At 67.7% G+C, this 10,683-nt stretch carries 12 protein-coding genes; 3 read left to right on the top strand and 9 right to left on the bottom strand.

Annotated elements, in window-relative coordinates; translation table 11 throughout:
• Positions 1-96: 96 nt before the first annotated feature.
• From RHM57_RS06630 to hrcA, 4 genes are all read right to left on the bottom strand, one after another.
• The gene (locus RHM57_RS06630) at positions 97-486 is read right to left on the bottom strand and encodes an HIT domain-containing protein (protein WP_134558466.1); all 390 of its coding nucleotides are present in this window, start codon (positions 484-486) and stop codon (positions 97-99) included.
• A 24-nt stretch (positions 487-510) separates the two neighbouring features.
• Positions 511-1,284, bottom strand: coding sequence for a 16S rRNA (uracil(1498)-N(3))-methyltransferase (locus RHM57_RS06625; RefSeq protein WP_322135910.1), 774 nt, complete (start codon positions 1,282-1,284; stop codon positions 511-513).
• Positions 1,285-1,288: 4 nt separating this feature from the next.
• Positions 1,289-2,401 (bottom strand): molecular chaperone DnaJ, encoded by a 1,113-nt coding sequence (dnaJ, locus tag RHM57_RS06620; RefSeq protein WP_134561406.1) that lies wholly within the window; start codon positions 2,399-2,401, stop codon positions 1,289-1,291.
• A 62-nt stretch (positions 2,402-2,463) separates the two neighbouring features.
• The gene (gene hrcA / locus RHM57_RS06615) at positions 2,464-3,477 is read right to left on the bottom strand and encodes a heat-inducible transcriptional repressor HrcA (RefSeq protein ID WP_134446057.1); all 1,014 of its coding nucleotides are present in this window, start codon (positions 3,475-3,477) and stop codon (positions 2,464-2,466) included.
• Between the two features lie 170 nt (positions 3,478-3,647).
• Between hrcA and RHM57_RS06610 the strand changes: the two genes are divergently transcribed.
• Positions 3,648-4,067 carry a DUF4870 domain-containing protein gene (locus RHM57_RS06610; protein WP_241975264.1) on the top strand — a complete coding sequence of 140 codons (420 nt, stop codon included), beginning with the start codon at positions 3,648-3,650 and terminating at the stop codon, positions 4,065-4,067.
• 81 nt (positions 4,068-4,148) lie between these two features.
• Positions 4,149-4,517 carry a DUF4870 domain-containing protein gene (locus RHM57_RS06605; RefSeq protein WP_241975265.1) on the top strand — a complete coding sequence of 123 codons (369 nt, stop codon included), beginning with the start codon at positions 4,149-4,151 and terminating at the stop codon, positions 4,515-4,517.
• A gap of 11 nt (positions 4,518-4,528) precedes the next feature.
• On the opposite strand, the gene hemW is transcribed toward RHM57_RS06605, so the two are convergent.
• Genes hemW through lepA form a run of 3 tightly spaced genes read right to left on the bottom strand, consistent with a single transcriptional unit; the run spans position 4,529 to position 8,263 of the window.
• Positions 4,529-5,755, bottom strand: a complete 1,227-nt coding sequence (gene hemW, locus RHM57_RS06600) for a radical SAM family heme chaperone HemW (protein WP_322189668.1) — start codon at positions 5,753-5,755, stop codon at positions 4,529-4,531.
• A gap of 2 nt (positions 5,756-5,757) precedes the next feature.
• The gene (locus RHM57_RS06595) at positions 5,758-6,405 is read right to left on the bottom strand and encodes a DUF1990 family protein (RefSeq protein WP_134446060.1); all 648 of its coding nucleotides are present in this window, start codon (positions 6,403-6,405) and stop codon (positions 5,758-5,760) included.
• A gap of 4 nt (positions 6,406-6,409) precedes the next feature.
• Positions 6,410-8,263 (bottom strand): translation elongation factor 4, encoded by a 1,854-nt coding sequence (gene lepA, locus RHM57_RS06590; RefSeq protein ID WP_134558470.1) that lies wholly within the window; start codon positions 8,261-8,263, stop codon positions 6,410-6,412.
• 241 nt (positions 8,264-8,504) lie between these two features.
• Here lepA and rpsT point away from each other — a divergent pair, with 241 nt between their 5' ends.
• Entirely contained in the window at positions 8,505-8,768 is a 264-nt protein-coding gene (rpsT, locus tag RHM57_RS06585) for a 30S ribosomal protein S20 (protein ID WP_134446062.1), read from the top strand.
• Between the two features lie 86 nt (positions 8,769-8,854).
• Here the strand turns inward: rpsT and RHM57_RS06580 are convergent, their stop codons facing one another.
• Positions 8,855-9,691, bottom strand: coding sequence for an ABC transporter permease (locus RHM57_RS06580; RefSeq protein WP_134446063.1), 837 nt, complete (start codon positions 9,689-9,691; stop codon positions 8,855-8,857).
• Positions 9,688-10,650, bottom strand: a complete 963-nt coding sequence (locus RHM57_RS06575) for an ATP-binding cassette domain-containing protein (RefSeq protein WP_134446064.1) — start codon at positions 10,648-10,650, stop codon at positions 9,688-9,690. The genes RHM57_RS06580 and RHM57_RS06575 overlap by 4 nt, the downstream gene beginning before the upstream one ends.
• Between the last annotated feature and the right edge of the window lie 33 nt (positions 10,651-10,683).

Genomic DNA, 10,683 nt, shown 5'->3' with positions numbered 1-10,683 from the left:
ACCCCGTCGATGAGGATCCGGGTCTCGACCGTCGTTTCGGACGGGAGCGCACCGGAGGGCAGGGACGGCACGGACTTCTCTGACGGCTCAGACAGCTCAGACGGAACCAAGTGTTCCCTCCCCGAGCGAGCCGGTCGCCCCGTCCTCCGACGGTTTCAGGGCGAGCACGTGGGCGTGGACGTGGAACACGGTTTGTCCGGCGGCGGCGCCGGTATTGAAGACGAGGCGGAACTGGCCGTCGGAAAGCTCGGTGGCGACCCGCCCGGCGACGGCGACGAGCTCGGCAAGGAGTCCGGGGTCGCCGGCGGCGAGTTCGACGACGTTGCGGTACGCCTCCGTCTTGGTCGTGACGACGATGTGCACGGGGGCCTGCGGGTTGATGTCGACGAATGCGATGATGCGTTCGGTCTCGGCGACGATGGTCGCGGGGATGTCGCGCGCGACGATGCGGCTGAAGACGGAGGGTTCTGCGCCGGTTTCTGACATGGTCCTATCTTAACCTGCCGGGGGTCACCACCGGTCGAGGGCGGCGTTGAGCACGGCGAGGGCGGCGGGCCCGGCCGTCGACGTGCGCAGCACGGTGTCGCCGAGGCGCACCCGCACGGCCCCGGCGGCTTCGAGCATCTCGAGTTCCGAGGCGGCGATGCCACCCTCCGGACCGACGACGAGCACGATGTCCCGCGCCGCGGTTGCCTGGGAATCGGCCGCGTCGGCCGCGTCGTCAATCGACGGCAACCGGGTCAGCCGGATGTCGGCGGTGGGCTCGAGGAGCAGCATCCGCGTGCCCCGCGCCAGCACGGCGAGTTGTTTGGTGCTCGTGAGGTCTGCGACCTCGGGAAGCCAGGGCCGGATCGATTGCTTGGACGCCTCGCGTACGATGGCGCGCCAACGCTCCCGTCCCTTGGCGACCTTCTGGCCCTCCCAGCGCGTCACCGAGCGGGCGGCCGCCCACGGAACGACGCCGTCGACGCCGAGTTCGGTCGCGGCCTGCACCGCCATCTCGTCGCGGTCGCCCTTGGCGAGTGCCTGAACAAGGCGGATGCGCGGGCTCGGCCTCGCGATGTTCCGCGCGCTGTCGACCCGCAGGACCAGCCGTCCGGTCTCCGCTTCCTCGACGGTCGTCTCCAGGAGCAGGCCGGACCCGTTCCCGGCGAGCAGGTGCTCCCCCGGCCGGACCCGGCTCACGGTGACCGCGTGCCTGGCCTCGGCACCGGTGATGGTCGCGACGGCTCCGACGGGGCAGTCCTCCGCGCGGAGGGACTCGTCGATGAAGAAGTGCGCCATCCGGTTAGACGCGGAACCGGTCGCGGAGCTTCGCGAAGAGTCCCTGCTGCACCGCACTGAGCGCGGGAGCCGGGGACTTGTGCTTCGCGGCGAACTGTTCGATCAGTTCCCTCTCCTTGTGGTCGAGCTTGGTCGGCGTCACGACGTGGATCCCGACCTTGAGGTCGCCGCGGCCATTGCCGCGGAGGCGCGAGACTCCGCGGTCCTTGACCGTGATGACTTCGGAGCCCTGCACTCCGGCACGGATCTCGACGGTGATGTCGCCGTCGAGGGCCTTGACCGTCGTGGTCGTGCCGAGGATCGCATCCGTCATGGGCACGTCGAGGGTGCAGAGCAGGTCGTCACCGTCGCGGCTGAACACGTCGTGGTGGCGGACCTTCATTTCGAGGTACAGGTCGCCGTTGGGGCCGCCGGCAGGTCCGGCCTCTCCGCTCCCGGGCATCTGCAGGCGCAGGCCCGTGTCGACGCCGGCGGGGATGTCGACCGGAACAGTGCGGCGGGCGCGGACACGGCCCTGGCCCTGGCAGGTCACGCACGGGGTTGCGATGATCGTGCCGAAACCGCGGCAGGAGCCGCAGGGGCTCGAGGTCATCACATTGCCCAGCAGGGAGCGCACGGCGCGCTGGATGTTGCCGGTGCCGTGGCAGATGTCGCACGTGACAGGGGCGGTCCCCGGCTGGCAGCAGGTTCCGCTGCAGGTCGCGCAGACGATGGCCGTGTCGACCTCGAGGTCGCGGTGGGTTCCGAAAATGATCTCGTCGAGGTCGAGTTCGACCCTGATCAGGGCGTCCTGGCCGCGTTCGCGGCGAGACCTCGGTCCACGGCTGCCGCCGCCCCCTCCGAAGAAGGTCTCGAAGATGTCGCCGAAGTTGCCGAAGTTGCCGTCGAACCCGGCGTTTCCGCCCGTACGGCCGTTGCCGCCGTGGTCGTAGTTGTCGCGCTGCTTCGGGTCGCTCAGCACGTCGTAGGCGTGGGTGACGTGCTTGAACCGCTCAGACGCATCCGCGCCGGGGTTCACGTCGGGGTGGAGCTGGCGGGCGAGGCGACGGTACGCCTTCTTGATTTCGTCGGTGGAGGCATCGCGTGCGACGCCGAGTACTTCGTAATGGTCAGCCAAAGCTGGCTCTCCTAGGTCTGTTTTCGTAGGTGTGCGGCGTGGGGGCTGGTCGAGGGACTCGCCTATTCGAGCAGGCGGGACAGGTAGCGGGCGACGGCACGGACGGCCGCCATGTTGTTCGAGTAGTCCATCCGGGTGGGGCCCAGGACGCCGAGGCGGGCAAGGTCTCCACCCTGCGAGCTGTAGCCGCTGGTCAGCACGCTGGTCTCGGAGAGTCCGAATGGCGCGTTCTCCCTGCCGATACTCACCGACACCCCATGCTGGTCTGTCGCCATCTCGCCGAAGAGGCGCAGCAGGACGACCTGCTCCTCGATGGCCTCGAGCACCGGATAGATGCTCCCGGTGAAGTCTTCCTCCGTGCGCACGAGGTTCGCGGCGCCGGCCATCACCAGCCGCTCCTGCCGGTTCGCACCGACCTGGTCGCGAAGGGTGAGGGTGACCAGGGAGACAACGTCCGGTTGCTCGCCGGCCAGGTCGGCGGCATCCGTGAGCGCGATCGCTGCTGCGCTCATGCTGAGGCCGACCACGGCGGCGTTGAGGCGGGCGCGGAGGCGGACCAGCAGCTGCTCCTCGAGCGGCCGGGGCAGCTCGATCACGCGTTGCTCGACCCGGCCGGCATCCGTGATCAGCACGGACAGGAGCCGGGTCTCCGAGAGCGCCACGAGCTCGATGTGGCGCACCCTCGCACGAGACAGCGAGGGGTACTGCACGAGCGCGACCTGGTGGGTGAGCTGGGAGAGCAACCGGACGCTGCGGGCGAGAACCTCGTCGAGGTCTGCGGACTGCCCGAGGAACGTCTCGATGGCCTGGCGCTGCGCTGCGGAGAGCGGGCGCAGATCGGCGAGGTGATCGACGAAGAGCCGGTACCCCTTGTCGGTCGGGATCCGCCCTGAGGAGGTGTGCGGGGCGATGATGAGCTCCTCCTCCTCGAGGAGAGCCATGTCATTGCGAATGGTCGCCGCCGACACTCCGAAGGAATGCCGGTCAACGATGGTTTTTGACCCGACGGGCTCGCGCGAGGCGACGTAGTCTTGAACAATGACCCGCAGAACTTCGAGGCTGCGATCCGAAACCATGACTGAATCGCCTCCTTTCCGGGTGGCTGGGTGCCGGCGACTTTGGCACTCACGGCGTTTGACTGCCAATCATATCGCGACACACGGGGACACCCCCATTGCTAGCGGATGATTGGGCGCAGTACCTTGAGTCTTGTAACGGTCCTCCATCCGCACGGAAAGGCACGATGATGAGCAATTCAACCGGTAACAACGGCGAAGATCCGAACCTGGGCCAGCGCCCCCCGCAGCAGCCATACCAGCCGGCAGCACCCACACCCGTTGCCGCTGCTCCCCTCACCGAGACCGAGGACCGCCAGTGGGCGTCCTTCGCGCACCTCGGCGGCATCATCGGCCCGCTCCCCTCCCTGATCATCTGGCTCGTGTTCAAGGATCGCGGTCGCTTCACCGCCCAGGAAGGCAAGGAAGCCCTGAACTTCCAGATCACGATCGCCATCCTCTACGTGATCGGCTCGATCCTCCCGTTCGTCGGTGCCCTGATCATCTTCGCCGCCTGGGTCGTGGCGATCATCTTCTCGATCCTCGGGTTCCTGAAGGCGAAGGACGGCCAGGCCTACCGCTACCCCTTCGCCCTGCGTCTCATCAAGTAGCGCGGCGACCGGCGGAACCTCACACCACCCGGAGTATCTCGCGGGACCAGCACAACCAGATAACGCGTACAAGGAGCCCGAATGTCCACACCACCCCCCGCCAATTCCTACCAGCCCGTTACGCCGATGAACCCGTCGGACGAACGCTTGTGGGCCACCCTGATCCACGTGGGCGGAATCCTCTTCGAGTTCGTGCCCGCGCTCATCGGTTACCTCGTGCTCAAGGACCGCGGCCCGTTCATCCGCGCGCACGCGGCGACGGCGCTCAACTTCCAGATCACCCTGGCCATCGCCTATGTGGTCAGCGGAGTGCTGACGCTGGCGCTGGTCGGGTTCCTGCTGCTGCCCGCCGTCTGGGTCTTGAGCGTCGTCTTCAGCATCATCGCGGCCCTCGCGGCCAACAAGGGCGAGTACTACACCTACCCGCTCACCATCAAGTTCGTCAGCTAGACCGCAGCACCTTAATCCGCGAGAAGCCGCCGTACGACGGCGTCCGCGAGAAGCCGTCCTCTCCTGGTCAGTTCGACCGTCCCGGAGAGGGCGGCTTTCGCGTTGACGAGTTCATCGGCGATGAGACCGGCGACCTCGCGGCGACCGAGCGGCGAGAGCGAGTCGATCCGGATGCCCTCCCGGATGCGGGTGAGCAGGAGGACCCGCTCCACCTCGCGGGTCGTGTCGTCGAGGGTCTCGCGCCCTGCGGCAGGTGAGTCCCCGGCGAGGATCCGGTCGGCGTATGCGGAGGGGTGCTTGACGTTCCACCACCGCACGCCGCCGACGTGGCTGTGCGCACCGGGTCCGACCCCCCACCAGTCCTGGCTGCGCCAGTATGCGAGGTTGTGCCTGGACCGGTGCGCGGCATCCGTCGCCCAGTTGCTGACCTCGTACCAGCCGTAGCCGGCCGCGTCGAGGAGTTCGTCGGCGAGTTCGTAGAACTCGGCCTGGGTGTCCTCGTCGACGGGGGCGAGTTCGCCTCGGCGGATCTGCCTTGCGAGCTTCGTGCCGTCCTCGACGATGAGCGAATACGCGCTGATGTGGTTCGGGGACAGGCCGATGGCCTGCTCGAGGCTCGCGCGCCAGTCGGCACGGGTCTCCCCCGGCGTGCCGTAGATGAGGTCGAGACTGACGTCGAGCCCGGCATCGCGGGCCCACCCGGTGACGAGCGGGATGCGCTCCGGGTCGTGGGTGCGCTCGAGGGTCGCGAGCACCCGGGGCACGGCGGACTGCATGCCGAAGGAGACCCTGGTGAAGCCTGCGGCGGCGAGAGTGTCGAGGTAGGCGGCGTCGACGGAGTCCGGGTTGGCTTCCGTGGTCACCTCGGCGCCGTCCGCGAGGCCCCAGGTGTCGCGGACGGAGTCGAGCATCCGGACCAGGTCCACAGCGGGCAGGAGTGTGGGGGTGCCGCCGCCGAAGAACACCGTCGCGGCTTCCCGGTCCGGAACCCCGGAGTCGCGGAGGATGCGCCCTGCGGACTCGACCTCGGCGAAGGCCTGGCCCGCGTAGTCGTGCTGGGACGCTCCGCGCAGCTCGGTCGCGGTGTAGGTGTTGAAGTCGCAGTAGCCGCAGCGCACCCGGCAGAACGGCACATGCAGGTACACGCCGAAGTCGCGCTCGGATGCCCCGACGGCGGCGGATGCCGGGAGCAGGCCGTCGCGCGGTGCCGGATCGCCGAGGGGAAGGGCGCTGCCCATCGTCAGACCGCGCCGACCGGGTGCAGGGCGCGCAGGTAGCGGGCGGTGTACTTGGCCTGCTGCATGCGGACGATCGGCCAGGCGAGCCGGTAGTACCAGGTGCTCGGACGTGAGAAGGCCCGGATCGTCAGCCAGACGGAGTCATCGGCCTGTCGGTCGACGATGAACGCCTCCTCGCCGCTCGCGGGGTGGCCGTCAAGGGTGCCGTAGCCGAAACCGATGCGGTCCGTCTCGTCGATGACGTAGACGACACGTACGGGCGAGTCGACGGTGAACGGGCCCACTGCCACCGAGAGGCGCGCGGACATGCCGTTGACGATGTACGGGGTGCCGTCGTCGGCGAACGTCGCCTCGTCGACCGGGTGCTCCTGGTTCACCGAGGGGGTGCCGTCGGCGTTGAACACGATCCCGGAGTACTGGACGCCGGTGCTCTGCTGGAGGTCGGTGACGGTCATGCCACTGCCGAGCTGCACGCCCCAGGTCATCAGGAGCGCGGCAGCGGTCCGGAACCGCTCTTCACCGCTGCCGAGGCGAACGGTGCGTTCGAGCGGCCGGTAACCGCGCGGCGGGTACCGGAGCAGATCGGGGGCGAGGGTGCCGCCGATCGCCGCATAGGTCACGGCCGCGTCGGTGAAGGTGGAACGCCGCATCCGCCTACTTCTTCTCTTTCTTGGCCGGCTCGTCCCCCGAGAGCGCGGCGATGAAGGCCTCCTGCGGCACCTCGACGCGGCCGACCATCTTCATGCGCTTCTTGCCCTCTTTCTGCTTCTCGAGCAGCTTGCGCTTGCGGGAGATGTCGCCGCCGTAGCACTTGGCGAGGACGTCCTTGCGGATGGCGCTGATCGATTCGCGGGCAATGATGCGGGCTCCGATCGCGGCCTGGATCGGAACGTCGAACTGCTGCCGTGGGATGAGTTTCCGCAGCCGCCCGGTCATCAGCACGCCGTAGTCGTATGCCTTGTCGCGGTGCACGATGGCGCTGAACGCGTCCACCTGCTCGCCCTGCAGCAGGATGTCGACCTTGACCAGGTCTGCCTCCTGCGAGCCGATCGGTTCGTAGTCGAGCGAGGCGTACCCGGCGGTCTTGCTCTTCAGCTGGTCGAAGAAGTCGAAGACGATCTCGCCGAGCGGCATCGTGTAGCGGATCTCGACCCGGTCCTCACCGAGGTATTCCATGCCGAGCAGGGTGCCGCGGCGGCCCTGGCAGAGTTCCATGATGACGCCGACGTAATCCTTGGGCGCGAGGATCGCGGCCTTGACGATCGGTTCCTCGACCTTGGCGATCTTGCCGTCAGGGAACTCGCTCGGGTTCGTCACGGTGACGGACTTCTTGTCGTCGGTCGAGACCTCGTAGATCACGCTCGGGGCCGTCGTGATCAGGTCGAGGTTGAACTCGCGGTCGAGGCGCTCGGTGATGATCTCGAGGTGCAGCAGCCCGAGGAACCCGCAGCGGAACCCGAAGCCGAGGGCGACGGATGTCTCCGGCTCGTAGACGAGGGACGCGTCGGAGAGCTTGAGCTTGTCGAGTGCTTCACGGAGAGCGGGGTAGTCGCTGCCGTCGATCGGGTAGAGGCCGGAGAACACCATCGGCTTGGGCTCCGTGTAGCCGGGGAGGGCGACGGTTGCCGGGCGCAGCGCGGTCGTGACGGTGTCGCCGACCTTGGACTGGCGGACGTCCTTCACACCGGTGATCAGGTAGCCGACCTCGCCGACGCCGAGACCCTTGCTCGGGGTCGGTTCGGGGCTTGTCACGCCGATCTCGAGGATCTCGTGCGTCGCCCGGGTGGACATCATCTGGATCTTCTCGCGCGGGCTGAGCTTGCCGTCGATCATACGGACGTAGGTGACGACGCCGCGGTAGCTGTCGTAGACCGAGTCGAAGATCATCGCGCGGGCGGGGGCGTCCGGGTCGCCGACGGGGGCGGGAATGAGCCGGGTGGCGCGGTCGAGCAGTTCGGCGACGCCGATTCCGGTCTTGCCGGAAACGCGCAGCACGTCCTCCGGCTTGCCGCCGATGAGGCTCGCGAGTTCCTTCGCGTACTTGTCTGGATCTGCGGCGGGCAGGTCGATCTTGTTGAGCACCGGGATGATCGTGAGGTCGTTCTCGAGGGCCAGGTAGAGGTTCGCGAGGGTCTGGGCTTCGATGCCCTGGGCCGCGTCGACGAGCAGGATGGCGCCCTCGCAGGCCGCGAGGCTCCGGGAGACCTCGTAGGTGAAGTCGACGTGACCGGGGGTGTCGATCATGTTGAGCGCGTAGGCCTGGCCGTCGAGTTCCCAGGGCATCCGCACGGCCTGGCTCTTGATCGTGATGCCGCGTTCGCGTTCGATGTCCATGCGGTCGAGGTACTGGGCCCGCATCAGGCGGTCGTCGACGACGCCGGTGATCTGCAGCATCCGGTCGGCGAGGGTGGACTTGCCGTGGTCGATGTGCGCGATGATGCAGAAGTTACGGATGAATGCCGGCGGTGTTGCGGCCGGCAGGAACGCCGTGAGGGGTCTGGGTGACATGATCCGGTAATTCTCCCATAGCTCAGGCCCGCCGCCGATTTCGCCGTCTCCGCTGCGGCAGATCGAACGCGGTTCGGCCGGGGAGACCGAGTAGCCGACCCGATTATCGGCCGGACCGATTAACTGGTATCGTTGCCTGTTGGCTTGCGTGTTGGGTCCCACCCCACCACGATTTTGCCGTACGGCGCCCTCTACCGCCACGCGGCCCATCCGAACAAGAACCTAACGAAAGCGTATAAACGTGGCAAATATCAAGTCGCAGATCAAGCGAATTGGCACCAACAAGAAGGCCCAGGAGCGCAACAAGGCGGTCAAGAGCGAGTTCAAGACCGCTGTTCGCGCTGCGCGCCTCGCTGTCACCTCCGGCGACAAGGACAAGGCTGTCGCCAGCCTCGCGATTGCGTCGAAGAAGCTCGACAAGGCCGTCAGCAAGGGTGTCATCCACCGCAACCAGGCCGCAAACAAGAAGTCGGCGCTCGCCAAGTCCGTCGGCGCGCTCGTCTAGTCTCTGCACCACCCAAAAAGCCCTCCGCCTCAGGCGGGGGGCTTTTTTGTCGTCCCGACCCCTTCGCGGGGCGGGACCCGGGTCTGTCAGCGCACCGAGGTGCGCTCGTAGAGGGCCATCGACCAGACGTAGCCGGCGACCGAGAGCAGGGCGCACCATCCGATCGCGAGCATCGGGTTCCAGCCGAGCGGGGTGCCGAGCAGGAGACCGCGGACGGTCTCGATGAACGACGTAAACGGCTGGTACTGCGCAAACGACTGCATCCATTCCGGCATCGAGCCCGTCGGCACGAAGCCGCTGCCCAGGAGCGGAAGGATCGTCAGGATCATCGGCAGGTTACTGGCGGTCTCGACGGTTTTCGACTGCATGCCCATGGCGACTCCGAGCCAGCTGACCGCGAACGAGACGAGCACGGTGAGTCCGGCGACGGCGAACCACTCTGCGACTCCCGCCGTCGGCCGGAATCCGACGAGGAGGCCGACTCCGAGCACGAGGGCGACGGCGATGATCGCCTGGATCGTGTTGCCGACGACGTGCCCGGCGAGGACTGCAGCGCGCGAGATCGACATTGTGCGGAACCGTGCCGTGATGCCCTCGGTCATGTCCATCGCGACGGTGATCGAGGCGCCGCTCGCGGTCCCTGCAATGGTGATCACGAGGATGCCCGGCATGACGTATGCGAGGTAGGCGTCGCGGCCGCTCGCGGGATCGACGCCGGGCAGTCCTGCCCCGAGCGTGCCGCCGAACACGAAGACGAGGAGCAGCAGAATCACCACGGGCCCGAGGATGGTGAACATCGACAGGCCGGGATACCGAACCATGTGCAGCAGGTTGCGACGCAGCATGGTGATCGCGTCGGCGACGGTATGCGATGGCCGGCGGCCGCGTGGTGTTGCCTGACGCCGGGCCGTGAGGGTGGTCATGATTCGGTTCCCTTCGTGTCGACCCGGCCCGGCCGATCCTTCGTGCCGGTGAGGGCGAAGAACACGTCGTCGAGATCCGGGGTGTGGATGCTGAGGTCGTCGACCTCGACGCCGGCGGCATCGAGGCGATCCAGGATGCCGCGCAGCGCGCCGACCGTACCGTCGCCCGGCACCGTGAGCGCGAGTCCCGCCTCATCGCGAGCGGACTCACCGAACAGGCGCGAGGCAGCGTCGAGCGCCGCGCTATCCGGGAGACGCAGCCGGATGTGCCCGCCTGGCACGAGGCGCTTGAGCTCGTCCGGCGTTCCCTCCGCGACGATCCGGCCGCCGTCGAGCACCGCAATGCGGTCCGCGAGTTCGTCCGCTTCCGCCAGTTGCTGGGTGGTGAGCAGCACCGTCGTCCCCTGCGCGACGAGGTCGCGCACGATGTCCCAGACGGTGTGGCGACTCCTCGGGTCCAGCCCGGAGGTGGGCTCGTCGAGGAAGATCACGCTCGGGGCCTGGACGAGCGTCATCGCGAGGTCGAGACGGCGGCGCATCCCGCCGGAATAGGTCGCGAGCGGCTTGCGGGCCGCCTCGACGAGGTCGAACTGCTCGAGCAGTTCGGTCACCCTGGCCTTCGATCGTTTCGCGCCGAGGTGACGCAGCCTGGCCATCAGCTGGAGGTTCTCCTCGCCGGTGAGCAGGCCGTCGACCGCCGAGAACTGGCCGGTGACGCCGATCGCGGCGCGCACGCCGTCGTGGTCGCGCAGGACGTCGCATCCGTTCACGAAAGCCGTGCCGCCGTCCGGTCGCACGAGCGTGGACAGGATGTGCACGGTTGTCGTCTTCCCTGCGCCGTTCGGGCCGAGCAACGCTGTGACGGTGCCCGCGGCAACGGAGAGGTCGACGTCGTCGAGTACGACCCGTCCGCCGTAGGACTTGCACAGTCCGTGGACGTCGATCGCTGAGCTGGTCATGGTCTTCCCTTCTCGTGATGTCTTCTGGTGGTG

The sequence above is a fragment of the Cryobacterium sp. 10S3 genome (assembly GCF_034344045.1).
Classification (GTDB): domain Bacteria; phylum Actinomycetota; class Actinomycetes; order Actinomycetales; family Microbacteriaceae; genus Cryobacterium; species Cryobacterium glucosi.
This window is presented reverse-complemented; position numbering and strand designations above follow the sequence as displayed.

Bases quoted from the DNA above. Each gene is read 5' to 3' on its own strand.
- RHM57_RS06630 (WP_134558466.1), bottom strand. From the start codon at position 486: ATGTCAGAAACCGGCGCAGAACCCTCCGTCTTCAGCCGCATCGTCGCG.
- RHM57_RS06625 (WP_322135910.1), bottom strand. From the start codon at position 1,284: ATGGCGCACTTCTTCATCGACGAGTCCCTCCGCGCGGAGGACTGCCCC.
- hrcA (WP_134446057.1), bottom strand. From the start codon at position 3,477: ATGGTTTCGGATCGCAGCCTCGAAGTTCTGCGGGTCATTGTTCAAGAC.
- RHM57_RS06610 (WP_241975264.1), top strand. From the start codon at position 3,648: ATGAGCAATTCAACCGGTAACAACGGCGAAGATCCGAACCTGGGCCAG.
- RHM57_RS06605 (WP_241975265.1), top strand. From the start codon at position 4,149: ATGTCCACACCACCCCCCGCCAATTCCTACCAGCCCGTTACGCCGATG.
- hemW (WP_322189668.1), bottom strand. From the start codon at position 5,755: ATGGGCAGCGCCCTTCCCCTCGGCGATCCGGCACCGCGCGACGGCCTG.
- RHM57_RS06595 (WP_134446060.1), bottom strand. From the start codon at position 6,405: ATGCGGCGTTCCACCTTCACCGACGCGGCCGTGACCTATGCGGCGATC.
- lepA (WP_134558470.1), bottom strand. From the start codon at position 8,263: ATGTCACCCAGACCCCTCACGGCGTTCCTGCCGGCCGCAACACCGCCG.
- RHM57_RS06580 (WP_134446063.1), bottom strand. From the start codon at position 9,691: ATGACCACCCTCACGGCCCGGCGTCAGGCAACACCACGCGGCCGCCGG.
- RHM57_RS06575 (WP_134446064.1), bottom strand. From the start codon at position 10,650: ATGACCAGCTCAGCGATCGACGTCCACGGACTGTGCAAGTCCTACGGC.